We start from the raw sequence: 26,101 nt of genomic DNA, 5'->3' as shown, positions 1-26,101 counted from the left end.
TCGCCTCCGATTCAGCACGTATCGGTGGGCGGCCCCAAAGACACGGAGCTCCCGGAAGTGAATCGCCTCCAGGCCATCCTGCTCGCGCTCAGCCTCGCGCCAGCAGCGGCATTTGCCCAGAACCAAGACGCGGGGCTCGGACTCGATCTGAGCAGCGGTGATGCCAACAAGCCCCAGGAAGAGACCGAGACCGCCGCGGAGCCGCCCGCGGAGGAGCCTCCACCCCTCACCACCGCCGAGGCACCCCCGGCCGAGCCGCTCACCCCGGCCGAGCGCGATGTCACGCTCGACGACCGCGTCAAGAGCGTGCAGCGCAAGGTGTACCTGAAGAAGGGACGCTTCGAGCTCACGCCTCTCGTCACCCTGTCGGTGAACGACCCCTACTACACGAAGCTGGGCGCCGGGGTGCGGGGCGCCTACTACCTGGCCGACACGCTGGCGGTGTCCGCGCGCTTCTCCGCCATGCAGGTGCTGCCCGAGGACGACGTGCGCATCGCCAAGCGCACCTTCCAGAGCCGCATCTTCTACTCGGTGCCGCAGTGGTCGGCCATGGGTGACGTGGAGTGGAGCCCGCTCTACGGCAAGGTGGCCTTCCTCAACGACATCCTCCACTTCGATGCCTACCTGCTGGGCGGCATGGGCGTGGTGAACACCGAGATGTCCAGCGCCGAGACGACCGACGGCGGGCGCCGCGGCCCCAGCCTCGCGGCCGATCTGGGCCTGGGCATCCGCTTCGTCGCCCGGGACTACCTCGCGGTGAACGTGGCGCTCATCAACACGTCCTACGTGGACCAGCCCCTCAACACCAGCAAGGGCGCCACCCAGAACCTCATGACCCTCAATGCCGGCATCTCCTTCTTCTTCCCGATGAAGTCGACCGGTCGGGAGGCCGAATGAAGACCGCTACCCGTCTGCTGCTCGCGCTCTGCCTGACGCCCGTGTCCGCACTGGCCGCCCAGGACGAGGCGGCTCCCGCCGCGCCCGCGCCTTCCAAGCCCGCCGCCTCCAAGCCCGCTGCGTCCAAGCCCGCTGCGTCCAACTCCGGCGCCTCCGAGCAGGAGGCCGGTGACGTGTCGGAAGTGGACAAGGACCGGCTCGGGCCCCTGCGCGAGCGCGTGCGTCCCGTCTCCGGCCACCTGTTCCTCAAGGAGGGCCGCTTCGAGTTCAGCCCCTCGGCCACGTTCTCCATCAAGGATGCCTTCTTCACCAAGTACATCCTCGGGGGCACGCTCACCTACCACGCCACGGAGACGCTGGGCGTGAGCCTGCGCGCGGGCTACTCCATCCCCACCGTGGCCGGGGCCGCGCAGATCTGCACCTTCTCCGGTGGCGATGACGGCAGCACCGTCCGCGGCTGCCGCAAGCCCACCTATGGCGACCTGGATGGCCAGGCTCCCGGGCAGATCACCCTGATGGGCGGGGTGGACCTGCAGTGGGCCCCCATCTACGGCAAGGTGTCGCTGCTGGCCGAGAACTTCCTCCACTTCGACCTCTACGGCATCGGTGGTGCCACGGCGGTGCAGTACCGCGGCCCGGGCGCCACGGAGCTCACCGTGGGTGGCAACGTGGGCGTCGGCATGCGCTTCTTCGTCAACCGCTGGGTGACGGTGCGCTCCGAGTTCCGCGATCTCATCTACGTCGAGAAGGCCATCAACCCGACCACCACCCTGCGCAACCAGCTCCTCTTCGAGCTGGGTGTGTCCTTCTTCTTCCCCACCGCCCATCCCGAGTCATGAAACGTCTGCTCCGGCCTCTCTGCCTCGCTACCCTCGGGCTCACGCTGGCATGGGCGACTCCCTCGCCCGCGCAGAGCTTCGAGGGATTGGATCTCTCCCAGCCGTCCAAGAAGAAGAAGAAGTCCACCCCCCGCAAGCCCTCCCGTGGCGGCAAGAAGCCCGCGGCCGGCTCGTCCTCCAACGACGACTCGGACTCGAGCTCCGACGCGAGCGCCGCGGGTGACACCTCCGGCTCCACCCCCGCCGCGCCCACCGGCACGGGGATCCCTCCCGCCGCGCCCGCCGCGGACGCGTCCCAGGGCATGGGGTTGGATCTGACGGCGGATGCGCCCGCCAAGGCCGCGCCCACCATGTCCTTCGACGCGGTGGACGTCTCCGGCAAGAGCGGTGACCGCCAGCGCCTGGATGTCGCCATCTCGCTCTTCAAGAACGAGGAGTACGACAAGGCGGCGATGAGCTCCTTCGAGATGCTCCAGGATGCGAAGCTCGCGGGCCTGCACCTCGAGGCGCGCTACGTGCTGGCCAAGGCCCTCTACCGCATGGGCCTGTACCACTCGTCCCTGGGCGAGTTCTCCAAGATTCTCGCCGTCGGTCCGGAGACGAAGTTCTTCCGCACCAGCCTCGAGTGGCTCTTCTTCATCAGCCGCAAGACGAAGAACGAGACCGTCATCCTGGATGAGATCGCCAAGTACGCCAACCAGGAGTTCCCCGAGCGCTTCCGCACCGAGTTCCACTACCTGCTGGCCCGCTACCACTTCGTGCGTGGCAAGGCGTTGGATCAGGTGGGCCGCTCGGAGGACGCGGACAGGAGCTTCAACGAGGTGAAGCGCCTCACGCTGCTCATCCCGAAGACGGACGTCTTCTACCCGCGCGCCAAGTACCTCGAGGGCCTCGCCTACGTCCGCGCCGGCAACAAGGCCACCAACGCGGCCCAGCGGCGCACGGACATCAACACCGTGGGCGCCATCGAGGCCATGAAGGAGATCATCCGCGTCACCCGCTCCAGCGCGGGGCTGGACGCCGAGCAGGCCACCGCCAACCAGAAGCTGCGCGAGCTGGCCTTCATGCAGCTGGGCCGTACCCACTACGGCATGCAGCAGAACCGCTACGCGCTCTTCTATTTCAACAAGGTGGAGCGCGGCACCTCGCAGTGGCTCGAGGCCATGTTCGAGTCCAGCTGGGCCAACTACCGCGTGGGCCAGTACGAGCAGGCGCTCGGCAACCTCATTACGCTCTCCTCGCCCTTCTTCCGCGAGGAGTACTTCCCCGAGGCGATGATCCTCAAGGCGGTCATCTATTACGAGAACTGCCGCTACCGCGAGTCCAGCCTCATCCTCCAGGACTTCGAGCACACCTACCTGCCCGTTCATGATCAGCTCGAGCTGATCACGAAGAAGCAGATGGCGGCCAGCGAGTACTACGGCGTGCTCTCCGACGTGCAGAAGAAGAACAAGGAGGGCCTGGAGAAGAGCGAGACGGACGTCATCCTCGAGCGCATCCTCCGGCTGGCCCTCACGGACCAGGACCTGAAGAAGACGAATGAGTCCATCCTCGAGCTGGAGGGCGAGATGGACGCCTTCAGCGAGAAGGGGGACACCTTCCGCTACTCCGAGCTGTCCAAGCAGCTGCTCGAGGGCCTCAAGGTGCAGCGCACCTCCCTCATCGACAAGGCCGGCATCATGGCCAAGGGCAAGCTGGAGACGGAGCTGGCGTCGCTCAAGCAGCTGCTGGCCAACGGCCTGCGCATCAAGTTCGAGACCGTCACCAAGGAGAAGGAGTTCCTGGAGGAGCAGCTGAAGGCGGGCGGCCAGGTCTCCGTCGTCAAGAAGTACAGGTTCTCGGTGGCAGTGGCGGACGACCAGCTCTACTGGCCGTACGAGGGCGAGTACTGGCGCGACGAGCTGGGCACCTACCAGTACACACTCACCAAGGGCTGCATCCAGCGCGACACCGCCAACCGCACCATCCAGGCCAGCGAGTCCAACTGATTCCTGGCCCCAGAGGCGGCTCCCTCCACCCGGGGGGAGCCTCCTCGCAGCGCTCTTCACCAGGGGATGGATCCGAGCGATAGTGGCATCATGGCCACCAAGCTCGTCACCATTGCCTTCGACGTGATGGGGAGCGACCACGGCCCCGCGGAGGTCGTCAGGGGGGCCGCGCAGCTCTCGATGGAGTCGCCCCACATCCACGCGCTCCTGGTGGGTGACCGGGCCGTCATCGATGAGGCGCTCGCCGAAACCAAGCACAACGGTGAGCGCATCTCGGTGCAGCATGCCTCCGAGTTCATCACCATGCAGGACAAGCCCGGCGAGGCGCTGGCGCGCAAGCACGACGCCTCCGTGTCCGTGGCCGCGCGGCTCGTCGCCGAGGGCGAGGCGGATGCGCTCGTCTCCGCCGGCAACACGGGCGCGTGCGTGCTCTCGTGCGCCCGGCACTTCAAGCTGCTGCCCGGGGTGAGGCGCGCGGCGCTCGCGGCGGTGTACCCCACGCGCAACCGGCGCGGAGAGAAGGAGGATCCCTTCTCGCTCATCCTCGACGTGGGGGCCACGGTGGAGGCCACCGCGGAGGACCTGGTGACGTTCGCGGTGATGGGGGCGGCGTACGCGCGCATCATCTCGCGCAACGAGAACCCCAAGGTGGCGCTGCTCTCCAACGGCACCGAGCCCAACAAGGGCCCGCGCCAGGTGGTGGAGGCGCATGCGCGGCTGGCGGAGATGGCCGGGCTGCAGTTCATCGGGAACGTGGAGGGCGTGGACATCCCCAAGGGCACCGCGGACGTGGTGGTGACGGACGGCTTCGTCGGCAACGTGTGCCTGAAGATGCTCGAGGGCGTGCACGAGACGGTGGTGGAGCTGGCCCAGTACGCGTACAAGGAGAGCCTGCGTTGGCGGGCCGGCCTGGCCATGCTCTCCGGTGGCATCCAGCGCATCAAGGACATCACCGACTGGGAGCAGTACGGGGGTGCACCGGTGCTCGGGTTCGATCGCATCTTCATCAAGGCCCATGGGCGCTCCAAGGCGCGGGCCATCGCCAACGCGGGCAAGGTGGCCGCCAAGGCCGTCTCCAACGAGCTCGGCAAGGCCATCCAGCAGGGTCTGGCGCGGTGAGCCTTCCGGACCGCATCGACCCCAGGCCCCCGCGCCGCATCTACCGCTGGGACCTGGACAAGACGTACCTGCAGACGGACTTCGAGTCGCTCCGGGACTTGCTGCGCACGGCCTTCCAGAAGGCCCACGAGAAGCAGGCGGTGCCCGGTGCGTCCGCGCTCATCCGCGAGCTGGCGGAGAACGGGGACTCGCGGCTGTGCATCGTCTCCGGAAGCCCCAAGCAGATGCGCTCGGTGCTGGAGGAGAAGCTCAAGCTGGACGGCGTGGTGTGGGACGAGTTCGTCCTCAAGGACAACGTGGGCAACCTGATGCGCGGGCGCTTCAAGGCGCTGCGCGGCCAGGTGGGCTACAAGCTGCCCGCCATCCTGGAGAGCCGCGCCAACGCCCCCGTCGAGGCCGAGGAGGTGCTCTTCGGGGATGACGCCGAGGCGGATGCCTTCATCTACTCGCTCTACGCGGACATGATCGCCGGGCGCGTGGACGAGCGCGTGCTCCAGCAGATTCTGGAAGCCGCCTCGGTGTACCCGGACGAGGCCGAGCGCGTGCGCACCGCGTGGAAGAAGATTCCGGTGGCCGACCCCGTGCGGCGCATCTTCATCCACCTGGACAAGTTGACGCCGCCGGCGCACTTCTCGGCGTATGGCCCGCGCGTGGTGCCCATCTTCAACTACTTCCAGGCCGCGCTGGTGCTGCTGGCCGACGGCCACCTCACGGCCCCGCAGGTGATCAAGATCGCCGTGGAGATGGTGCAGACGGCGGGGCACAACATCATCACGCTCTCCAACTCGTTCCAGGACTTGCTGCGCCGGGGTCTGCCGCTGCAGCAGGCGGCGGCGGCGCTGTTGCAGGCCCTGGAGGGGCCCAACGCGCTGATTCAGGCGATACGCCCGGTGCCGGACATCATCTCCGCGTTCACCAAGCGGCTGGCCGCGCTGGGAACGCCGCCCCCGCCCCCGGCGGTGCAGTCGGTGGACTACCTGGAGCTCATCCACCACGCGCTTCCGCGCACGCACAAGGCGCGGAAGACGCACTAGCGCATGGGGCCTCGCGAGCGGGAGACACGGGAATGAAGGCCATCGTCACGGGTGCGAACGGCACCGTCGGCTCGCGGTTGTGCGAGGACCTGGAGCGCCACGGCGTCGAGGTGGTCCGCTGGGACCGCGGCAGTGTCCCGGTGGACGACTACTGGGCCATGGAGGGCTTCGTGCGCTCGGTGGCGCCGGACGTGCTCTTCCACCTGGCCATCGCCTCGCGCTCCACCGGCCGGTCCAACGAGTCCTGGCTCATCAACTACGAGTGGACGAGCGAGCTCGCGTGGATGACCCGCCAGCTCGGCGTGCGCTTCGTGTTCTCCAGCACGGCGATGGTGTTCTCCAACAACGCGCGCGGGCCCTTCACGGTGGACTCGGAGCCGGAGGCCCCCGAGGGCTACGGGTACGAGAAGCGGCGCGCCGAGGAGCGCGTCTTCCAGCAGAACCCCGAGGCCCGCGTGGCGCGGCTGGGGTGGCAGATCGACGCGAGGCCCTCGGGCAACAACATGCTCGCCGCGCTGGAGACGCAGATGCGCGAGAAGGGGCGGGTGGAGGCGAGCACGCGCTGGCTCCCGGCCTGTTCCTTCCTGGATGACACCGTGCGGGCGCTGCAGGCGCTCGCGTGGGCCGAGCCGGGGCTCTACATGCTCGACGCCAACGAGCGCTGGTCCTACTACGAGATCGTCCGCGCGCTGAACGAGCGGCACGGGGGCCACTGGAACGTGGAGCCCACCGAGCACTTCGTGTTCGACCAGCGCATGATGGACGACCGCGTGGTGCTGCCCTCGCTGAAGGCCCGTCTGCCGGGCCTGCGCTGATCACCCGGTGGAGATGCGCACCATCCGGCCGATGGAGGGCACTCCCGCGTCATTCACCAGGAAGAGCAGGTAGAAGCCCGGAGGGGCCAGGTTGTTGTTGGCGGGCGCGGTGATGGTGACGCCGGTGCTGCCGCGCGTGAAGCCCAGGGTGAGCAGGCGCTGGTTCTCATCGAAGGCGTGCGTCACCGAGCCGATGGCGATGAGTGTCACCTTCGTCACCCGGCTCGCGTCCGGGGTCGCGACGACGAAGCTCGAGCCGGGGGCCACCACGCTCGGCGCCGAGCTGATGGCGGGCCGCGCTCCCTTGAAGAGGTAGGGCGGCGAGAAGACCTCCGCGGTGTGCTCGTGACGGCCTCCCGCGCTCAGCACGCGCCCGTCCGGCAGCAGGAGCGCGGTGGAGTGGTAGCCCCGGTAGATGGACTGACTGGCGAGCCGTTTCCATTGATTGGTGGCGGGGTTCCACAGCTCGGCCTGGAAGACGGGAGAGCTGCTGTCATCGAAGCCGCTGCCCCGGCTGCCTCCCACCACGAGTACCGTGCCGTCGGGCAGGAGCACCGCGTTGTGCTGGCGCCGGGGCGTGCTCATCGACGTCATGTACCGCCACACGGGCGAGGCCGTGTTGAAGTCGATCTGCTCGACGGTGGCGGTGGGCGGATCTCCCCCGCCGATGAGGACCACCTTGCCATCGAGGAACACCGCGGGCCCGTAGCTCCGCGTGCCGAAGTTGCTCAGCGGCCCCGTGCTCCAGGCCCCGGTGCCGCTCGTGTCCATGAAGCGGGTGCCGCGTTGGGGCCCGGCGTAGAAGAGCCGGCCATTGGGCAGCACGAACATGCGCGGGTAGTACGGCAGCTTGAACTGCGCGGTCGTCATGTTCCTCCACGTGCTGCTGGCCGCGAGGAACCGCTGCGGGAGCAGGTTCATGTCACCGGTGCCGTTCATCTCCCCGGACAGCACCATCACATCTCCATTGGGGAGCGTGGTGTTGGTGGGGTACCAGCGCCCCGCGTTCATGTCCGGCTGGCGGCTCCAGGTGTTCGTGAAGGGGTTGTAGAGGCTCGCGTCGTTGAGCCCCACGTGGCTCTCGATGTGCCCGCCTGTCACCAGCAGCCGCCCGTCCGCGAGGAACGAGTGGCCCGAGCAGAAGATGTTGTAGCCCGCTACGGGCACCGCGCTGAGGGCGCCCGTGGAAGGATTCCAGAGCTGCGGGGGGTCATCTCCCTCGGCGAACTCGCCGAAGAACATCACCAGGCCGTTGGGCAGCAGATGGGTATGGGTGGCGGAGACGGGCCAGGTCAGGCGGCCCGACCACTGACCTACGTCCGCGGGAGTCTGCGCCCGGGCCGGCGTGGCCAGCACCGCACACGCGGCGAGTGACACCGCGAGCCCCCGCATCCGAGGAAGGAAGCATTTCATCGACATGGCTGTCTCCGGGTCCAGGCGTCAGAACCTAAGGGGGAGGAGCCGCCTGCCAATCAGCCCCCGGGTTCGAGCCAGCACCCGGTGGGCGACGCACACCCGGTGGAACTGTCAGGTGCAAGCAACTCGTCATGGACCGGTGCACGGGTGGGCTGGGGCCGCCGTGCTCCCAGATTGGTGGGCCAACCTCCCCACCCAGGAGACTTCGATGAGTCGCTGGCGACCGCTCTCCCTTGCGCTGGCCCTGCTCGCGGGCTGCTCCCAGGCTCCTTCCGACGCGCGGCTCTCGCGGGAGGAAAGTGCTTCGACGTCCGCCCAGGAGGCGAGCGCCTGGGCTCCCTGTGGACGCACGGCCTCGCTGTTGGAGGACATCGCTCCTGGGACGATGGGCTCGGAGCCGTGGGAACTGGTGCGCGGCGGCCGTCTCCTCTTCTTCACCGCCGACAACGGAGAGGGGCGCGAGCTGTGGAGGAGCAGCGGCTCCGGGGGCAAGGGCACCGCCCTCGTGAGGCACATTCCGCTCGGGCCGACCGGCATGGCGCCCGCGGAGCTCGCGCAGGTGGGAGACAGGGTTTTCTTCGCGGCGGAGGACCCGGAGCACGGACGCGAGCTGTGGGTGAGCGACGGCACCACCGAGGGCACCCACCTGGTGAAGGACCTCTGGCCCGGAGAGACGGGCTCGTTCCCGCGCTCGCTGTATGAATACAAGGGCCTGGTCTACTTCGCGGCGGGAGACGCGGAGCACGGGCGCGAGCTCTGGCGCAGCGATGGCACACCCGCGGGCACCTTCATGGTCGAGGACCTCGAGCCGGGCCCCGAGGGCACGAGCCCCTTCGCCTTCACGCGGGGAGGCGATGGGGCGCTCTATTTCCTCGTCGAGCAGGACCTCTTCATGAAGCTGATGCGGAGCGATGGAGGCCCGGGTGCCGTCGAGCTGCGCAGGGTGCCGGCTTCGGGCAGCTTCATCGAGAAGCTGACGCCGGTGGGCAAGCGGCTGTTCTTCATCACGGGTTCGGCCCATGACGACGCCATGGCCGAGCTGGAGGTGACGGACAAGGGGCGGCCTCCCGTGCAGGTGGGGTCGTTCGTGGCGGTGGGCGACCTGGTGGCGATGGACGGGCGGCTGTTCTTCAGCGCCAGCGATGAGTCCACTGGAGGCGAGCTGTGGCGCAGCGATGGCACCACGAAGGGGACGGTGCGGGTGAAGGACATCCGCACCGGCTCCGAGGCCTCGTCACCCGGCTACCTGACGGTGCTGGGACGCAGGCTCTTCTTCGCCGCCGATGATGGGACGAGCGGACGCGAGCTGTGGGTGAGCGACGGGACGGCTTCAGGGACCTCGCTCTTCGCGGACCTCGAGCGGGGTGGGGCAGGCTCGTCACCGGAGCAACTGACGGCCATCGATGGCTACCTGTTCTTCAGCGCGGACACGGCGGGGCGCGGCCGTGAGCCGTGGATGAGTGATGGCTCTCGCGCGGGGACGGTGGGGCTCGAGGAGCTCGCGCCGGGGCCGGGCTCGTCGAATCCGAGGGACTTCGTGCGCTCGGGCTGGGATGTCTTCTTCGCCGCCGACGACGGCACCCACGGCGAGGAACCGTGGGTGCTGCCCTTCAAGTCCGGAGGCCACTGCGACCGCGAGCGCTGAGCCACCCGCCAGGAGAGGTCCTGTGGACGCTAGGCGTCATCACCCATGCGCTGCTGACACGCATCCTCCGTCTCACGAGGTACTTCATGGGAAAGCGAAGCCAACGGAATGGCAAAGAGGCTGAAAGACTCGCAGCCCAGTGGCTCCAGCGCCGACAGCCTGACTTCATGGTGAGCCCCCCAGGGATGGACCGCTCACTGGGGCCTGCGGACTTGATGGTAAAAAACCCCGCCACGAACCGCGTCCGCAGTGTCGTTCAAGTGAAGAGTGGGAAGGACAAAGCGTGCGTGACGATTGAGGAATGCGAGCGGCTCCAGAGGCAGGCTGAGTGGCTCGGCGCCCGTGCCTACATTCTCTTCCGGACTGGTTCGATCTCTGGCCCTGGGCAGTACACGATCATGACGGCAGAGAAGGCCATCAAGTGGATTGAAGAGTCGTAGAGTCGCTCATGGGACAGCGGCCAAGGCAGGCGTGTGTCCCAAGTGGGCTGCACGACTGGTGTACCGGCTCGGCGCACGGCCCCTAATCAGGTCGCTGTTCTCCATCAAGGGATTCCACAGCTTCCGGCCTTGGCCTTCAGTGTCCCCGAAGGGATTCGAACCCGCGTTGGCGCTATGCGGCCTGCTGTGCCTTTGGGGCCTCGTCACCGTGTTCGGTGTGCGTGTGCCCGGCGTGCGAGGCCGCCAACTGGCCGCTCAGCACCGGCAGTGCCACCTTCACCGCTACTGTCAGCACCATCAGCCCGAAGGCCCAGATGCCCGCGGTGATCTTCCACTCGGTGAGGGTGGGCACGTACTCCACCACTTCGTGCAGGGTGCTCGGGACGAAGCCGGGGATGATGAGGCCCATTCCCTTCTCGATCCAGACACCCACGAAGGCCAGCGCGCACGCCAGGTTGAGCAGTCCCACGTGGCGCCGCGTGGCCGGCAGGTGCACCACCACCGCCGAGGCGAGGTTCAGCGCCACCGCCGTCCAGATCCACGGCACCAGCGCGTGGTGCCCGTGCGAGCCGAAGAACAGGTAGCGCACCGCCGTGGCATGCGAGCCTCCCGTGTAGAGCGCGGTGAACATCTCCGAGCCCAGCATGAACAGGTTGAGCAGCACCGTCACCCGCATCACCGCTGTCAGCGTGCGCAGCGGGCCCTCGCCGATGGGCAGCCTCGTGAAGCGGCGGATGACTTGCAGCAGCACGATGACGAACGCCGGGCCGGTGATGAACGCGGACGCGATGAACCGCGGCGCCAGCAGCGCCGAATTCCAGAACGGCCTCCCGCCCAGCCCGCTGTAGAGGAACGCCGTCACGCTGTGGATGCTGATGGCCCAGAAGATGGAGAGGAAGACGAACGGCAGGTACCACCGCTTGTCTGGCTTCCGGCCCAGGAACCTCATGTAGATGAGGTAGCCGCAGATGTGCAGGTTGATGAGCAGGTAGCCATTGAGCACCACCACGTCCCACGAGAGCATCGACACCGGCCAGTTGAACCGGCCGAGCCCCGGCAGGATGTGCCAGAAGCGGTCCGGCCGCCCCATGTCCACCACGATGAACAACAGACACATGAAGATCGCCGCCACCGCGAGCAGCTCGCCGATGAGCGTGACGTCGTGCATCTCGTGGTCGTGGTACAGGTAGGCGGGGATGACCATCATCACCGCGCCCGCCGCCAGGCCCACCCCGAAGGTGAAGTTGGCGATGTACAGGCCCCACGAGACATGGTCACTCATCCCCGTGAGGGCCATGCCGCTGGCCAGTTGATGCGCCCAGGCATTGGCGCCCACCAGCGTGATCGCCGTGAGCACCGTCATCCACGTGTAGAAGCGCCAGCTCCCATCCGTGCTCATCCAGAGCAGCCGGGCCAGGAACCGCGGGTAGTCGAGCAGGTGACGGGAAGCAGCCATGGCTCACTTGTCGAAGAAGTAGAAGAAGCGAGGCCGCGTCCCGAGCTCTTCCTTCAGCACGAAGACGCGCTTGTTCTCGAGCACCCAGCGGATGGGGCTCTTCGGATCCAACAGGTTGCCAAACACCCGCGCCCCCGTGGGACACGCCTCCAGGCACGCCGGCAGTCTGCCGTCCCTCGTGCGGTGCAGGCAGAAGGTGCACTTCTCCACCACGCCCTGCGGACGCACGCGGTTGGAGAGGTAGCCCTGGTCCGGGTTGATTTCCTCGGGAGGAATCTCCGGCTTCGTCCAGTTGAAGCGCCGCGCGTGGTAGGGGCACGCCGCCTCGCAGTACCGGCAGCCGATGCACCAGTTGTAATCCACCACCACGATGCCGTCCGGCTCCTTCCACGTCGCCTGGACGGGGCACACCTTCACGCACGGCGCGTTGTCACACTGGTGGCATTGCACCGGCAGGTAGTATTTGCCCTCGGCCGGCACCGGGTGGTCGTAGTTCGCGTTCCCGTGCTCCAGGTCCAGGCTGCCCTGCTGCATCTCCAGCACCCGGATGTAGGAGTTTCCCGTGCGCCGGTCGTGGTTGTTCTCCTGGTGGCACGCCTCGGCGCATTTGCGGCAGCCGATGCAGATGCTCAGGTTCAGCGCGTAGCCGAACGACACGCCCTCCTGCGGCGGCAAATCCCGGATGTCCACGTCGCGGCCGTACTGCTGTTTCGCCTCGGCCTTCAGGTGGACCAGGATTCGCGCCAGATCGTCGCGCGTCAGCTGTTTGTAATGCTTCTGCAGGAATTGATCGACGCTCAGGTCCTGCGTCCACTCGGTGAGCGGGGCCATCGCGTGCGCGAAGGCCGTGGCCCCGAGTGTGGCTCCAACGCCCTTCATCACGGTACGGCGCGAGACGGTGTCACTCATGGCCCTGGGCCTCCTCCTTCGCATCCGGGGGAGCGGATGGGTGGCGCGGAGGCATCACCGGATGCGCGCCCGCGTACTTCGGCGTGTGCGGGTCGTGGCAGCTCACGCAGTTGTTCCTCGTGCGGTCTCCCCGCGACAAATCCCAGTGGCCCGTCATGCCGCCGTGCGCCCCCGCCTTGTAGTCGCGGTACTGCGGCCCGTGGCATTGCGCGCACAGCGTCACCGCCTCCGTCATCGGCAGCGGCTCGCCCGTGGCCAGGTGCAGCGAGCGCGGCTGCTGGGCCTGGTGGCACGAGGTGCAGGCGAGCTCCCCATGGCGGAACTGGAGGCCCTGGTGGAACTCCTTCAGTTGCTCGGGCCGCGAGGGCATCGGCTTCGTTTCACGCATCGAATGGCACGTCTCGCACGCCACGCGAAGCGGCCGGCCCAGCGCGTCCTTCTGGTCGCTCTCGACGGAGGTGAGCTTCGCCGGTTGGTGGAGGGTCTCCTTACCCGCCGGTGCTCCCGGGGGCGGTTGGAAGCGCGCGGGCTGGTCCTTCCCGCATCCGCCGAGCGCGAGCAGCACGGCGGCGAGTACCGGGCGCATCAATCTGTCGAGAGGGCTCTCCACGGACGGCAGCGCAAAGCAGCGCCCGTGCCAGCGCCGCTCGGCCCTGTGCGCACGCCGGGAAGGGGGGCCTTGTTTCTCGCCCGCTCGCGAAAACCCTGCATGTGAGCGACAACTTTGAGCGCAGGCTTTGCGCCGCGTTCGCGCCCGGCCGCCGCCGCGCGCGGGAGCACCGCCTGGGAGCCGGGATGGTCCGCCTCTTGCTCTGGGGGACCATGCCCCGATTGGGGACGGAGCCTGCATGCCTATCAGTAGCCTGGTGCTCACCCTTGATGCCTCGCCCGACAGACGGGCGCTCGCGCTCGCCGAGGTCGCTCGGGACTCCCGCATCACCCTGGGCTCCCCCGTGAACGGGTGCTGGCTTCCGGTGGTGACCGAGACCCGCAGCCTCTCCGAGGGCGAGGCGCTCGCCGAGTCCCTGCGGGAGGTCCCCGGGGTGAGCTTCGTGGATGTCGTGATGGTGGATTTCTCCGAGGAGGAGCGCTGAGCCATGGATCGCCGGGACTTTCTCAAGGGCACGGCCATGACGGCGGCGACGCTCGCCGCGAGCCGCCTCGCGTACGGGCAGGACAGGGCAGGCGTGGAGCCGTCTGTCGCCGCGCGCAACGGCAACGGCGTGGAGTGGAACAAGGCGCCCTGCCGCTTCTGCGGCACTGGCTGTCACGTGCAGGTGGGCGTGCAGAACGGCAAGGTGGTGGCCATCGCCGGAGATCAGAAGGCCCCGGTGAACAAGGGCCTGCTGTGCGTGAAGGGCTACCACGTGGGGCTCGCCCTGTATGGGAGCGACCGGCTCACCACGCCGCTGCTGCGCAAGGGTGACAAGCAGGTGCCCATCAGCTGGGAGGAGGCAATCGATATCATTGCCCGCCGCGTGCTGAAGGACCCCAAGGGCTTCGGCCTCTACGGCAGCGGCCAATGGACCATCCCCGAGGGCTACGCCGCCTCGAAGTTCGTCAAGGCGGGTCTGGGCACGCACCACATCGACGCCAACGCGCGTCTGTGTATGGCCTCGGCGGTGACGGGCTTCCTCGCCACCTACGGCGTGGACGAGCCCGCCGGCTGCTACGACGACCTGGACGCCTGTGATGTGCTCATCATGTGGGGCAACAACCCCGCGGAGATGCATCCCGTTCTGTTCTCGCGCGTCATCGACCGGCGCTCGCGCGGAGAGAAGGTCACCCTCATCGACATTGGCACCCGGAAGACTCGCACCAGCGGCTTCTGTGATTACTCCTTCCGCTTCAAGCCGAACTCCGACCTGGCCATCGCGTGTGGCATCGCCCACCTGCTGATGGAGAACGGCACCCATGACAAGGAGTTCGTCGAGGCCAACTGTGCCTTCCGCGCCGCGAGCACGCCTCCCACGCTCGAGGGCAAGGCCATCTCCCTCGAGGAGTACCGCGAGCTGCTGAAGCCCTACACCCCGGAGAAGGTGGAGCAGATTTCCGGCGTCTCCGCCAAGGACCTGCGGATGCTGGCCGACCTCTTCGGCCGGAGGGATATCCGAATCACCAGTCTGTGGTGCATGGGTCCGAACCAGCACACCCGGGGCACGGCGATGAACAGCCTGCTCCATGGGCTGCACCTGCTCAGCGGGCACTTCGGCAAGCCGGGCGATGCACCCACCAGCCTCACCGGCCAGCCCTCCGCGTGTGGCACCGTGCGCGAGGTGGGCACGCTCTCCCATGCGCTCCCCGGTGGCCGCGTGGTCGCCAAGGCCGAGCACCGCGCCCAGATGGAGGAGATCTGGAACGTCCCCGCGGGCCGTGTCTCCGACAAGATTGGCTATCACACCGTGGAGATGTGGAAGCGTTTCTCCACGCCCACCGAGCAGGGCGGCGACATCCACACCATCTGGGTCCAGGTCACCAACCCAGCCCAGAGCCTTCCCAATACGCACAAGCTGGTGGACCCCAGCCGCAAGCTCGCGGACAAGTTCCTCATCGTCTCGGATGTCTATCCGACCGCCACCACGCGCATCGCCGACCTCGTGCTGCCATCGGCCATGTGGGTTGAAAAGAATGGCATGGTGGGTAACTCCGAGCGCCGCACCCAGCAGTGGTTCAAGATGGTGCAGCCCCCCGGACAGGCCCGTGATGATGGTTGGCAGATTCAGGCCGTGGCCCACCGGCTCCTCGAGCTCGGCTTCGCGGGCATGAAGGACAAGGACGGCCGCTTCCTCTTCGAGGTGAAGGGCAGGGAGGGCAAGCCTGTCCCCACCTGGGACTTCGCCCACTACTACGACGTCAACGTCGACGAGCACCTCTTCGAGGAGTACCGGAAGACGACTCGCATCAAGCACAAGGATCTGGCGCCCTATCAGGAGTACGTGAAGGCACGCGGTCTGCGCTGGCCCGTGGTGCAGCAGCCGGATGGGAGCTGGCGCGAGACGCGCTTCCGTTTCTCCGGCTTCGACGACCCGTATGTGAAGAAGGGCCGCGCCATCCAGTTCTACCACTCGCCCTCGCACGACGACCGGGCGCAGATCTGGTTCCAACCCTACGAGCCCCCTCCCGAGTCCCCCGACGCCGACTTCCCCTTCTGGCTGTGCACCGGCCGCGTCATCGAGCACTGGCACACGGGCTCGATCACCATGCGCATTCCGCAGCTCCAGCGCGCCATGCCCCAGGCGTACGTGGAGATGAACCGCGCCGACGCGCGGCGGCTCGGGCTGGAGAACGGGGAGTATGTGACGGTGGAGACGCGGCGCGGGTCGCTCGACCTGCCTGTTTGGCTTGGCGGGCGCGGGGAGCCCGTCGAGGGCTCGCTCTTCGTCCCCTTCTTCGACGAGCGGCTGCTCATCAACGGGCTCACACTCGACGAGCATGATCCGTTCTCCAAGCAGCCTGATTACAAGAAGTGCGCGGCGCGCGTGCGTCCGCGTGAGCGCTTCGCGGAGACGAAGGGATGAGCACCGGCGGCGAACAGGGGAGTGGCCTCGGGGCGCGCTGGCTCCACGTGGGCGCCGCCGTGGCGGTGGCGCTCGCGGCCACCGGTTACTTCGCGGGCCTCCGCGAGCCCGAGATGCCCGAGCGTCCGGTGGCCTCGGATCCGCACGCGCAACGCGCCGAGCGCGCTCCGGGTTATGGCGAGCTGCGCGAGCTGCGGCGCGGTGCCAACGCGCGCATGTACGAGGGAGCGATTGCTGCTTTGTCCGAGGAGCCGTTCCCGGTGAATCCGCTGCCCGTGGCCACTCCCGGGCAGCGCGCGCAGGCCGTGGCTCAACGCAAGACACACCGCGCCTATGACGGAGCCCCGCCCACCATCCCGCATGAGATTGATCAACGCGAGGTCCCCGGTTGTCTGGCCTGCCACGGCGAGGGAATGAAGCTGGGCAACCGCGAGGCCCCGAAGATCAGCCATCCGCCGTATCAGAGCTGTACGCAGTGCCACGTGGTGGGGGACTCGCCCCGCCCGCTGGCTCCGTACAAGGATTTGCCGAGGAATGGTTTTGTCGGGCTGGCCTCGGCCGGGTCTGGCGAGCGCGCCTGGCCAGGGGCTCCGCCGACCATGCCCCATCCGACGCTGATGCGGAACGACTGCGCGAGCTGTCACGGGCCCAAGGGTCTCCCCGGGCTGCGCACCTCGCACCCCGAGAGGCAGAATTGCCAGCAGTGCCATGCGTCCTCGGCGCGGCTCGATCAGCGCGTCCAGGCACTTCCCGAGGCGTCCGTCGGGGCAGGGGAGACTCCGCCTCCAGGCGTGGCCAGGGAGGCGCACCCGTGAGCTCCCAGGCCACCCTCAGCCGCCGTGCGCTCCTCGGATTCCTCCGGAAGAAGGAGGAGCCCCAGCCTCCGGTTCTGGTGGTGCCCGCTCCGGCTCCGGCTCCCGTGCCTGCTCCCGGTGGTGGGTTCTCGCTCGAGGCTTTCTATTCCTCTCGCGCTCAGGCCGGTGAGGCGACGGGCAGCAGCATCCCGGTCTTCTCCCTGCGTGAGGGGCTCGTCGTTCCCCAGGAGGGCATCAGCCGGATCGGCATGGCTCCGTCCGAGTCTCCCGTCGTGGCCCAGACCCCCGAGGTCCTCCGTACTCCGGAGCATGTCTCCGCTCCTGGGCCGGGCCGGAGCGCCGCTCCCATGGCTGGAATGGCCGTGAGGGTGTGGTCCCAGCTCTGTCTCGCGTGGCAGGGGTCGTTCTGCAGCACCTGCTCCGAGCGCTGCCCCGTTGAGGGCGCCATCTCCGTCGACATGGGCCGCCCACGCGTCGAGGCGTCGCGGTGCAACGGCTGTGGCCTCTGCGTTCAGATGTGCCCGGCTCCGCTCAATGCCCTCGAGTTCCTTCCTTCCCCTCAGCAGACCCCCACTCCATGACGACAGGCCTCCGCCTCGCCAACGCCACCCACGAGAACACCGCACTGCCCCAGTTGCAGGACGCGATCCTCGATGCGGAGACGCTGGAGCAGTTGTTCCGGGACCTCCAGCACTGTGCCGTCGTCGACGAGGTGCTGCTCAAGGGCGGTTCCGCGGCCATGGCCTCCGGGAAGTCCGTTCCGCTCGCCGAGGCCCTGGAGGCACTTCGCGAGCGGCGGGTCGTCGGAGTGCAGCTCCGCTACTGGTACGCCGGGACCCACTGGTGGGACACCCTGATGCACACGCCTCGGGGAATCCGGTTGATCCGCATCGAGCACAAGCTCGAAGGGTAGGGCGGGCTTACGCTTCCGGAGCGGGGTAGAGCTCCGGGTGCAGGAAGGGCATCAGAGCGCAGGCCAGCGGGCCCTGCCACATCTCGGCGCGGGTGAAGAGGCCGTTGCTCAGGATGCCGATCGCCCCGAGGTGCTTCTTGCTGTCGGTCCGGCCGGAGACGGCGTCCATCACCGGGCCCAGCTCCTCGCCCTGGAGGACCCGCGCGACGACCGCCGGAGGCAGCGGGAAGCGCACCCCCCAGGTGATGTTCTCCCGGCCCCCCGTCTCCACCACGGCCACGCAGTTGATGAGGCTCCCGTCCGGGTCCACGCCTCCTTCGAAGCCCATACCCATCCGAGCGCCCTCGACGGCGGCCAGCGCCGCCCGGGCCCGGTTGCGCGCTCCCGTCGAGGTCTCCTGGGTTCCAATGGGTTGCTCGCGCACTCCGCTGGGCACGTCGATGGGCACCACCGTGCAGCCGGGGAATGCCTTCTCACAGATGGCTTTCGCGGCCGTCGTCTTGGCCGGGTTCGTCGAGCCGATGGCGATGATGAAAGACATGGGACTCGGGTTAGCACAGAGGGCGGAGCGACGGGTGAAGCAACTCGGCTGGGCGAATGGAGCCAGGTGTCCGTGGACCGGGACGGAAGCACCGGGCTTCGCGCTGTGTCGTGCACTCGGAGCGGCGGGCCTGTGTCTCCTGGCCCACCCCTTGCTCATGGGTTGCTCCGGGGAGATTGACCGGACAGGTCAGGTGCCGCACCCTGAGGGGCATGGCACGGGACGAACAGGAGCGGGAGGACGCCTTTCCCCGGGCGCCCTCGCGGGAAGAGTGGGCGAGGATGAGCGAGGTGGAGCGGGCCCGGGTGGTGGAGGAGCTACCCGGGGAGGTGACATGGGACGAGATGGCGATGCCCGAGGGAGACCTCCACTCCCAGGCGAAGATGGGCGCGTTGCAGGCGCTCAAGGGCTACTTCACCCGGCAACGGCGGCGGGTGTACCTGGGCTCGGAGCTGCCGGTGTACTACCCGGCCGAGCGCCGCTTCGCCCCGGATCTGGTGGCCGTGTTGGACGCGGAATCGCACCCGCGCAGCAAGTGGGTGGTGAGCCACGAGGGCAAGGGGCTGGACTGGGTGCTGGAGGTGCACGTCGGCGGGGATAGGAAGAAGGACGCCGAGTACAACGTGAAGCGCTACGCGCGCCTCGGTATCCCCGAATACTTCATCTACGACCGGGCCCGGCAGCGGCTGTATGGCTATCGACTGCCCTCGCCCGAGGCCCGGGAGTACGTCCCCATCGCGCCGGAGCGGGGCCGCTACGCCTCGGAGGTGTTGGGACTGGAGTTGCAGGTGGAGGAGGGGCGGCTGCGCTTCTGGGCGGGCCATGCGCTGTTGCTGGAGTACGAGGAGCTCATCTCCCGCATGGAAGCGGCCATGGTGGCGCTGGAGCAACGCGCGGACGAGGAAGCCCGTCAGTTGGCGGAAACGGAGCGGCAGCGCCAGGAATCGGAGCGGCAGCGCCAGGATGCCGAGCGGCGTCTGGCGGAAGAGACGCGGCTCCGGGAGGAAGAGACGCGCCGGCGGGAGGAAGAGACGCGGCGACGCGAGGAACTGGAGCGGCGCCTCGCGGAGTCCCAGGCCGAGCTGGAGCGCCTCAAGCGGGGAGGAGGGTGAGGGGGGTTGGGGAGGGGAGACGGCTCAACCCACGACACCTCGGGGCGTCAGTGGGCGGTCCCTCGGGAGCATTCCTTCCTCCTGGAACCAGCGCAGCGCCTCGCGGATGCCGAGCCGCACCGGCCTCGGCTGATAGCCCAGCTCGCGCATCGCCTTCGCCGAGGACTGGTACGCCGGTAACGGCAGCGCCTGCAGGAACGCCGTGTTCACGTGTTTGAAAAGGTCCGGTGACAGTCTCCCCATCACGTCCCCGAACCGCCCCACCGCCTTCACCACTCCGTCCGGCAGCGGAAGCCTCGGCGGCGGAACCCCCGCCTCCTCCGCGCAAAGCGTCAGGAACTCGCGGAAGGTGAGGTTCTCTCCCCCCAGGATGTAGCGCTCCCCCGGGCGGCCCTTCTCCATGATGAGCTTCAGCCCTCGCGCCACGTCCTGCGCGTTCACCACGTTGACGCCGCCGCTCGGGTACACCGCCACAATCCCCTTCGCCACGAAGAGCAGCAGCTCCCCCGTGGACGGCCGCACGTCGTAGGGGCCCAGGACGAAGCTCGGGTTGCCCGCCAGCACCTCCAGCAGCGGCCCCGAGGCCTCCAGTGCCAGGCGCTCGGCCTCCCGCTTGGACTCGTGATAGGGGTTGTCCCCCTCGTAGTTGTAGAGCGCGTCCTCGGTCGCCGGCTCGGCCAGCGTCCCGTGGCCGACCGCCGCCACGCTCGACACCACCACGACCCGCCGCACTCCCGCCGCCCTCGCCGCGTCCAGAACGTTCCGCGTCCCCTGGGCGTTGATGCGGGAGATATCCTCCCGAGTAAAGGGATCGAAACGGACGACGCCCGCCACGTGGTAGACCCGCTCCACCCCCTTCATGGCCCCACGCAGCGTGTCGGCGTCCAGGACGTCGCCGAGCACCTCGTCGTAGCTCAGCCCGCGCAACCCCCGGCGATCACTGCGCTCCCGGACGAGCAGCCGGGGGCGCACCCCCTGCTCGCACAGCAGGTGGGCGAGGTTGGCCCCGACCAGTCCTGTTGCCCCCGTCAACAAAGTCTTCATGTGCTACTCCCTTCCGGGGAGGATGCGCTATAGGTCGTGCCCCTTAGATGCGCCCCCCACGGGGCGTCAACCGCGAGATGACGCGAGACTCCACTGAAACACCGCCAGCCGGTGAACCGACGCTCCAGCCTGCGCCCGATGACGCGCGCGAGGTTGTGATCTCCGAGGTCGGGTCCCTGGACCCCCTCGAGGTGCTGCCGTTCCCCGAGCCCGCGGAGGAGAACCCCACACCCATGTCCGCCTTCACGGAGACCCTCCCCGAGGACAGCCTCACCGACACCGAGTACCTCTCCAACACCACCCCTTCCGGCGAGCCCGCGGAGATCGATCCCGGCAAGCTCGACCCGGATGCCCTCAAGGTCATCCACCGCCTGCACTCCCATGGCCACCAGGCCTACTTCGTGGGCGGGTGCGTGAGAGACCTCTTGCTGGGCCGCACCCCCAAGGACTTCGACATCGCCACCAGCGCCCACCCGGGTGAGGTGCGCGCCATCTTCCGCAACTGCCGCCTCATCGGCCGGCGCTTCCGGCTCGCCCATATCTATTTCAAGGGCGGGAAGATCATCGAAGTCTCCACCTTCCGCGCCAACCCCACCGAGCTCGACGCCGCCATTGTCGAGAACGTGGCGGACACCGGCGCCGAGAACGGTGAGGCCGAGGGCGGCGAGGGCGAGGAGTCGCAGGACCTGCTCATCACGCACGACAACGTCTTCGGCACCGCCGAGCAGGACGCCCGCCGCCGCGATTTCACGATGAACGGCCTGTTCTACGACGTCGCCGAGGGCCGGGTGATTGATTACGTGCGCGGCCGGCGCGACCTCGACGAGCGCTACATCCGGACCATCGGCGACCCCGAAATCCGCTTGCGCGAGGACCCGGTGCGCATCCTGCGTGCCGTGCGCTTCGCCGCCAAGCTGGGCCTGGACATCGAGTCGCGCACCTACGCGGCCATGGAAGGTGCCGTCGAGGACCTGCCCCGGTGCGCCCCCGCGCGCCTGCTGGAGGAGACCTTCCGTCTCATCCGCGGCGGCGTGGCCGCTCCCACGCTGCGGCTGCTCGCGGCGCTGGATGCGCTCAAGGTGCTGCTGCCTCCGGTGGCGGCCTACTTCAAGGAGAACAGCCGCCGCGGCCGGGAGACGTTCTACGCCTACGCCGAGGCGCTCGACCGGCGCGTGTCCTCCGGCGAGCCGCTGGATGACGCCATCCTGCTCGCGGCGCTGCTCGTCCCCATCGCGCAGGCCGGCCCCATCGTGGAGAGCCAGGATCCCGCGGTCCGCCCCTCCGTGGCCCAGGGCATCGAGGATCTGCTCGCCGAGTTCGTCCAGACGGCCCGGTTGCCCCGCCGCATCGCCGAGCGCTGCCGGCTGCTGCTCATCGCCCAGCGCACGCTCACCGGCGAGCGCCGCCGCCGCACCGGGGCGTTCCGCCGCCACCCGCTCTTCGCCGACGCGCTCACCGTCTTCGAGATCTCCGTCGAGGCCACCGGCCAGTACCGCGAGACGCTCGAGGCGTGGAAGCGCGGCGAGGTGCCCCAGCCCAAGCCCACCGAGGGCGCCGCCCCCGAGGGGGATGCTCCTCGCAAGCGCCGGCGCCGCCGCCGTCGCAGTGGACGCAGCAAGGCCGGAGCAGGGGAGGGCGCTTCCGCCGCTGCGTCCGCGGGGGGCGCCGAGTCCTCCGGGAGCGAGGCCGCGGACTCGGGTGACTCCGATTCCGATTCCGATTCCGACTCCGACGACGCGGGCGATTCCGGGGACGCGGGCGACGACTTCGAGTCCAGCTCCGACTCCGGTGGCGAGCTCGGCGCCGACTCCGACAGCGGTTCCGAGTCCGACGAGGGCTGACCCGCTCCACGCCTCTCCCGGGTGGTGCCCCCGTTCAGCGGGGGCCGAGCCCCCTCAGACGGAGAGGGTGTAGGTGCATTGCTCGCCGTCGAACGCGGCGATGTCCACCCGGGGGGCCGTCGAGCCGGCGGGGTAGGGCTCGTCCACCACGATGCGCATGGCGCGGAGCCACACGTCGCGCGGATGGCTCGGCTTCAGTTGGGGCGCTTGGGCTTCTTGGGACGCTCGGGCTCCGGGTCCACGTCCGAATCCGAGTGGCCCGCGATGTCCGCCGTCGTCACCGCCTTCGTCCCGAAGCGCTCGGCGATGCGGTCCAACGCCGCGTTGAGCTTGTCGCTCTTCTTCGGCTTCTCCGGCTCCGTGAACAGGCCGAGCTGACGCTCCTCTCCGCCCATCCCGAGCTCCTGCATGGAGACGCCGGTGAGCCGCACCGGCTTGTCCTCGTGCGCCTTCTCCAGCAGCTCCCTGGCCACCCGGTAGAGCGTCTGTCCGTCATCGGTGGGCGAGGGGAGGGTGATGCGCCGGGTAATCAGCGTGAAGTCCGAGAACTTCAGCTTGAGCTGCACCACGCGTCCCTTCACGCCCGCGCGCCGCAGCCGGCGGGCCACCCGCAGCGCCTGCGCGTGCACGTGCGGGCTCAGTGCCTCCAGGCCCGTGAGGTCCTCGTCGAAGGTGTCCTCGGCGCCCACGCTCTTGGCCTCGCGGTCCGGCACCACCTCCCGGGAATCAATGCCCTGCGCGAGCTCCCAGAGGTGGCGCCCGCTCGAGCCCCACTTCGCCTCCATCCACGCCACGTCCCGCCGGGCCACGTCGCCAATGGTTTCCAGCCCCGAGCGCTTCAGGGCCTCCTCCGTCTTCGGCCCCACGCCCCACAGCCGCCCCACCGGCAGCCCCGCGAGGAACGCCACCGTCTCCTCCGCGCGCACCTCGCGCTGGCCGTTGGGCTTGGCCACGTCCGAGGCGATCTTCGCCACGAACTTCACCGCGGCGATGCCCGCCGACGAGGGCAGGCCCGTCTCCGCGGCGATCTCCTTGCGGATGCGCCGGGCCATGTCCGCGGGCGTGCCGAACAGCCCCACCGACGCCGTCACGTCCAGGAAGGCCTCGTCCAGCGACAGCGGTTCGATCAGGGGTGTGTAGCGCTCGAAGATGGAGAACACCTGCTCGCTCGCGTCGCTGTACGCGCTGAAGCGGGGCTTCACCACCACGGCGTGCGGGGCCAACTTCATCGCCCTCGCCATGGGCAGGGCGCTGCGCACGCCGAACTTGCGCACCTCGTACGAGGCGGCCACCACCACGCCCCGCCGTGCGTCCCCGCCGACAATCAACGGCTTGCCGCGCAGCTCCGGGTTGTCCCGCTGCTCCACCGACGCATAGAAGGCGTCCATGTCCACGTGGATGATGGCCCGCATCGGATTCACTGTATTGGACCCCTCTGACGCGCGCTCGAGCAGCAGGTGTTCGACGCCGGGTTCGATGGCCAGCGGCGCAAGCGCGTGGTCGTCAAGGTGATGGGCGAGCAGGCACCGGGAGGGCGTGGCGCTCGAGCACCGCGAGCAGCTCGGCCGGCAGGGGGCTGTCGACTCGCACCGGCTGCTTCGTCTCCGGGTGCGTCACGCCCAGCGCCTTCGCGTGCAGGAAGAAGCGGCTCAGGCCCGGCTCCTCGCGCCCGCCGTACAGCATGTCCCCGACGATGGGCGCCCCCACCGCCGCCAGGTGCGCGCGCACCTGGTGCAGCACGCCCGTGGAGATGCGCACCTCCACCAGGCTGTACTCCCCCGAGCGCTCCAGCACCTTGAACTCCGAATGCGCCGCCCTCGCGCCGTCGCCCTCTTCCAGCGCGGGCTCCACCCGGTCCGGGTGTCTCGGGTGGTGGCGCAGCGGAAGGTCGATTTCACCGTCGTCCGCCAGCGGCCCCGTCACCAGCGCCCAGTAGCGCTTGTCCACCTCTCGGCCCCCGAAGGCCTCGCGCACCGCCGTCCACGCCTCGCGCGTGCGCGCCGCCACCATCACCCCGGACGTCTCGATGTCCAGCCGGTGGCACAGCCCGCCCTCGCGCTCGTCCTCCGAGGCCTCGGCGCACTCGGGGTAGCGCGCCACCAGCGCGTTGGCCACCGTGCCCGTCTCTCCCGGCTGCAGCGGATGCGACGGCCGGCCCGCGGGCTTGTCCACGAACACCAGCACCGCGTCCTCGTGCAGCACCGTCAGGGGCGCCTGGGGCTCTGGCACCACCTCGCGCCGCTCCTCCGGCACCACCACGGTGATGCTCTGCCCGGCGGCCACCAGCAGCCCCTTCTTCGCCGCCCGGCCGTTCACCTTCACCGCGCCCGAGTCGAAGAGCCGCTTGAGCTTCGCCCGCGACAGCCCGAGTGCCTCTCCGATGAAGAGGTCCACCCGCTGCCCCGCCTTCCCTGCCTCCACCACCAGCGTGTGCGTCGTTCCCGTCGTGCTCACTCGGAGAGTGCCTCGTACACTTCCTCGGCCGTCTGGAACCGGTCGTCCGGCTCCTTGCGGATGAGGCGATGGGCCACCCGGGCCAGCTGCGGATCGGCCCTCTGGTTGATGGCCAGCAGCGGTGGGGGCTCGGTTTCCAGCACCTTGTGCCACAAATCCACCGGCGACTTCGCGTCAAAAGGCACCCGGCCCGTCATCAGCTCGTAGACGATGACTCCCAGGCTGTAGAGGTCCGCCCGTCCATCCAGCGGCTCGCCGAGAATCTGCTCCGGCGGCATGTAGCGGAACGTGCCCACCATGCGCCCGTCCAGCGTCATCCCCGCGTCGTCCGCGAGGAACTTCGCCAGCCCGAAGTCCATCAGCCGCACCTGACGGTCCTCGTCCACCATGATGTTGGAGGGCTTGAGGTCGCGGTGCACCAGCCCGTGCGCGTGGATGTACGCGAGCGCCTCGCACACCTGCAGCAGCGCGTCCTTGAGGCGGCCCACGCGCTCGGGCCGGTTGAGCTCCTCCAGCCGCTTCGCCGTCTCGCGCTTCACCGGCTCGGCGCCCGGCCCCGCCACGTCGTAGGGCAGCTCGAAGTCGAGCGGATCCACGTCGTCCGACGAGTCCGTGTCCAGCCACGGCTCCAGGGGCACGGGCAGCCGCGCCGCCGGGTCCGAGAGGCCAAAGCGCATGGACGCGGACCCCATTTCCCCGCTCGGCGCCTCCTCGGCGAAGGCCGACAGGTCGAACAGCCCGGGGCCGCCCTCGTCCGAGTCCGCCTCCAGGCCCTCGCCCGACGCCTGGCTCAGCGCGAACGGGGAGCGCCGCGAGCCCGAGCTGGTGGAGTGCATGTCCTCGGCGCGCAGCGACAGGTAGTCGCGCAGCGTCAGCCCCTCGATGAGCTCCATCACCAGGTAGGGCGAGCTCTGGAACACGCCGGTGTCGTAGACCTTCACCACGTTGGGGTGGCTGAGGTCGGTGAGCGTCTCGAACTCGCGCACCAGCCGCTTCGCCGCCCGCGAGTCCATGGCGGGGCCGCCCGACAGCAGCTTGAGCGCCACCGCGTCGTTGGTCCTTCCATCCATGGCCCGATAGACGGTCCCGATGCCTCCACTTCCGAGCGTCTCGAGGACGCGATAGGGACCGATGAGCTTGGGACGCATCAAGTCGGAGATCCTAGATACCCTGTTGGGTCGGGGTCAAACGTCCTCCCGTGAGGGACGGATGTCCGTTCGCGAGCATTGGACTATTCCAACGCCTCATGGGCCCGGGTAGCCGGGGTTGGGTAGGTCCGGGACTCACTGTCGCGTGTGGGCAGGC

At 68.7% G+C, this 26,101-nt stretch carries 23 protein-coding genes; 14 read left to right on the top strand and 9 right to left on the bottom strand.

All coding sequences use genetic code 11. The annotated features are described in order from the left end of the window. The first annotated feature begins 57 nt into the window (after positions 1 to 57). The 6 genes from ACJ8AN_RS21715 (at position 58) to ACJ8AN_RS21690 (ending at position 6,692) form a co-directional block, all read left to right on the top strand. Positions 58 to 897, top strand: a complete 840-nt coding sequence (locus tag ACJ8AN_RS21715) for an outer membrane beta-barrel domain-containing protein (protein ID WP_407757327.1) — start codon at positions 58 to 60, stop codon at positions 895 to 897. Next, complete coding sequence (locus ACJ8AN_RS21710) at positions 894 to 1,736, top strand: outer membrane beta-barrel domain-containing protein (protein WP_407757326.1); 843 nt, start codon at positions 894 to 896, stop codon at positions 1,734 to 1,736. Before ACJ8AN_RS21715 ends, ACJ8AN_RS21710 begins: the two co-directional genes overlap by 4 nt. After that, on the top strand, positions 1,733 to 3,724 hold the full coding sequence (gltC, locus tag ACJ8AN_RS21705) for an adventurous gliding motility protein GltC (RefSeq protein ID WP_407757325.1): 1,992 nt from the start codon (positions 1,733 to 1,735) through the stop codon (positions 3,722 to 3,724). The genes ACJ8AN_RS21710 and gltC overlap by 4 nt, the downstream gene beginning before the upstream one ends. A 90-nt stretch (positions 3,725 to 3,814) precedes the next feature. Next, positions 3,815 to 4,843, top strand: coding sequence for a phosphate acyltransferase PlsX (gene plsX, locus ACJ8AN_RS21700; protein ID WP_407757324.1), 1,029 nt, complete (start codon positions 3,815 to 3,817; stop codon positions 4,841 to 4,843). Next, complete coding sequence (locus ACJ8AN_RS21695; RefSeq protein WP_407757323.1) at positions 4,840 to 5,877, top strand: phosphatase domain-containing protein; 1,038 nt, start codon at positions 4,840 to 4,842, stop codon at positions 5,875 to 5,877. Before plsX ends, ACJ8AN_RS21695 begins: the two co-directional genes overlap by 4 nt. 32 nt (positions 5,878 to 5,909) lie before the next feature. Next, positions 5,910 to 6,692, top strand: coding sequence for a sugar nucleotide-binding protein (locus tag ACJ8AN_RS21690; protein WP_407757322.1), 783 nt, complete (start codon positions 5,910 to 5,912; stop codon positions 6,690 to 6,692). Here the strand turns inward: ACJ8AN_RS21690 and ACJ8AN_RS21685 are convergent, their stop codons facing one another. Next, the gene (locus tag ACJ8AN_RS21685; protein WP_407757321.1) at positions 6,693 to 8,111 is read right to left on the bottom strand and encodes a galactose oxidase-like domain-containing protein; all 1,419 of its coding nucleotides are present in this window, start codon (positions 8,109 to 8,111) and stop codon (positions 6,693 to 6,695) included. Between the two features lie 205 nt (positions 8,112 to 8,316). Here ACJ8AN_RS21685 and ACJ8AN_RS21680 point away from each other — a divergent pair, with 205 nt between their 5' ends. Continuing rightward, positions 8,317 to 9,753 (top strand): ELWxxDGT repeat protein, encoded by a 1,437-nt coding sequence (locus ACJ8AN_RS21680; RefSeq protein ID WP_407757320.1) that lies wholly within the window; start codon positions 8,317 to 8,319, stop codon positions 9,751 to 9,753. Positions 9,754 to 10,365: 612 nt separating this feature from the next. On the opposite strand, the gene dsrP is transcribed toward ACJ8AN_RS21680, so the two are convergent. The 3 genes from dsrP to ACJ8AN_RS21665 are packed head-to-tail and all read right to left on the bottom strand — an operon-like array spanning position 10,366 to position 13,147. Further along, positions 10,366 to 11,649 carry a sulfate reduction electron transfer complex DsrMKJOP subunit DsrP gene (gene dsrP, locus ACJ8AN_RS21675; RefSeq protein WP_407757319.1) on the bottom strand — a complete coding sequence of 428 codons (1,284 nt, stop codon included), beginning with the start codon at positions 11,647 to 11,649 and terminating at the stop codon, positions 10,366 to 10,368. A 3-nt stretch (positions 11,650 to 11,652) separates the two neighbouring features. Beyond that, positions 11,653 to 12,558, bottom strand: a complete 906-nt coding sequence (locus ACJ8AN_RS21670) for a 4Fe-4S dicluster domain-containing protein (RefSeq protein ID WP_407757318.1) — start codon at positions 12,556 to 12,558, stop codon at positions 11,653 to 11,655. Beyond that, positions 12,551 to 13,147 carry a hypothetical protein gene (locus ACJ8AN_RS21665; protein WP_407757317.1) on the bottom strand — a complete coding sequence of 199 codons (597 nt, stop codon included), beginning with the start codon at positions 13,145 to 13,147 and terminating at the stop codon, positions 12,551 to 12,553. The genes ACJ8AN_RS21670 and ACJ8AN_RS21665 overlap by 8 nt, the downstream gene beginning before the upstream one ends. A gap of 259 nt (positions 13,148 to 13,406) precedes the next feature. On the opposite strand from ACJ8AN_RS21665, the gene ACJ8AN_RS21660 reads away from it, so the two are divergent. The 5 genes from ACJ8AN_RS21660 to ACJ8AN_RS21640 all read left to right on the top strand — a co-directional run bounded on the left by ACJ8AN_RS21660 (position 13,407) and on the right by ACJ8AN_RS21640 (position 17,804). Continuing rightward, positions 13,407 to 13,652: a hypothetical protein gene (locus ACJ8AN_RS21660; protein ID WP_407757316.1), complete on the top strand. Its 246-nt coding sequence runs from the start codon at positions 13,407 to 13,409 to the stop codon at positions 13,650 to 13,652. Between the two features lie 3 nt (positions 13,653 to 13,655). Beyond that, complete coding sequence (locus ACJ8AN_RS21655) at positions 13,656 to 16,076, top strand: molybdopterin-dependent oxidoreductase (protein WP_407757315.1); 2,421 nt, start codon at positions 13,656 to 13,658, stop codon at positions 16,074 to 16,076. Further along, positions 16,073 to 16,891: a nitrate reductase cytochrome c-type subunit gene (locus ACJ8AN_RS21650; protein WP_407757314.1), complete on the top strand. Its 819-nt coding sequence runs from the start codon at positions 16,073 to 16,075 to the stop codon at positions 16,889 to 16,891. Before ACJ8AN_RS21655 ends, ACJ8AN_RS21650 begins: the two co-directional genes overlap by 4 nt. Before the next feature lie 248 nt (positions 16,892 to 17,139). Beyond that, a complete protein-coding gene (locus ACJ8AN_RS21645) occupies positions 17,140 to 17,472 on the top strand; it encodes a 4Fe-4S dicluster domain-containing protein (RefSeq protein WP_407757421.1) in 333 nt (110 codons plus the stop codon). Then, entirely contained in the window at positions 17,469 to 17,804 is a 336-nt protein-coding gene (locus ACJ8AN_RS21640; protein ID WP_407757313.1) for a hypothetical protein, read from the top strand. The genes ACJ8AN_RS21645 and ACJ8AN_RS21640 overlap by 4 nt, the downstream gene beginning before the upstream one ends. A gap of 7 nt (positions 17,805 to 17,811) precedes the next feature. Here the strand turns inward: ACJ8AN_RS21640 and yjjX are convergent, their stop codons facing one another. After that, entirely contained in the window at positions 17,812 to 18,345 is a 534-nt protein-coding gene (gene yjjX / locus ACJ8AN_RS21635; RefSeq protein WP_407757312.1) for an inosine/xanthosine triphosphatase, read from the bottom strand. A 212-nt stretch (positions 18,346 to 18,557) separates the two neighbouring features. Between yjjX and ACJ8AN_RS21630 the strand changes: the two genes are divergently transcribed. Continuing rightward, the gene (locus ACJ8AN_RS21630; RefSeq protein WP_407757311.1) at positions 18,558 to 19,457 is read left to right on the top strand and encodes a Uma2 family endonuclease; all 900 of its coding nucleotides are present in this window, start codon (positions 18,558 to 18,560) and stop codon (positions 19,455 to 19,457) included. Positions 19,458 to 19,481: 24 nt separating this feature from the next. On the opposite strand, the gene ACJ8AN_RS21625 is transcribed toward ACJ8AN_RS21630, so the two are convergent. Then, positions 19,482 to 20,501 (bottom strand): NAD-dependent epimerase/dehydratase family protein, encoded by a 1,020-nt coding sequence (locus tag ACJ8AN_RS21625; RefSeq protein WP_407757310.1) that lies wholly within the window; start codon positions 20,499 to 20,501, stop codon positions 19,482 to 19,484. 77 nt (positions 20,502 to 20,578) lie between these two features. Between ACJ8AN_RS21625 and pcnB the strand changes: the two genes are divergently transcribed. Continuing rightward, positions 20,579 to 22,342: a polynucleotide adenylyltransferase PcnB gene (gene pcnB / locus ACJ8AN_RS21620; protein WP_407757420.1), complete on the top strand. Its 1,764-nt coding sequence runs from the start codon at positions 20,579 to 20,581 to the stop codon at positions 22,340 to 22,342. A gap of 194 nt (positions 22,343 to 22,536) precedes the next feature. On the opposite strand, the gene ACJ8AN_RS21615 is transcribed toward pcnB, so the two are convergent. The 3 genes from ACJ8AN_RS21615 to ACJ8AN_RS21605 all read right to left on the bottom strand — a co-directional run bounded on the left by ACJ8AN_RS21615 (position 22,537) and on the right by ACJ8AN_RS21605 (position 25,944). Beyond that, positions 22,537 to 23,754 (bottom strand): DNA polymerase IV, encoded by a 1,218-nt coding sequence (locus ACJ8AN_RS21615; protein WP_407757419.1) that lies wholly within the window; start codon positions 23,752 to 23,754, stop codon positions 22,537 to 22,539. A 91-nt stretch (positions 23,755 to 23,845) separates the two neighbouring features. Further along, positions 23,846 to 24,796, bottom strand: a complete 951-nt coding sequence (locus ACJ8AN_RS21610; protein ID WP_407757309.1) for an RluA family pseudouridine synthase — start codon at positions 24,794 to 24,796, stop codon at positions 23,846 to 23,848. Further along, positions 24,793 to 25,944, bottom strand: a complete 1,152-nt coding sequence (locus ACJ8AN_RS21605; protein WP_407757308.1) for a serine/threonine-protein kinase — start codon at positions 25,942 to 25,944, stop codon at positions 24,793 to 24,795. The genes ACJ8AN_RS21610 and ACJ8AN_RS21605 overlap by 4 nt, the downstream gene beginning before the upstream one ends. Positions 25,945 to 26,101 lie beyond the last annotated feature (157 nt).

The organism is Archangium sp. (genome assembly GCF_045802675.1).
GTDB lineage: Bacteria > Myxococcota > Myxococcia > Myxococcales > Myxococcaceae > Archangium.
This window is presented reverse-complemented; position numbering and strand designations above follow the sequence as displayed.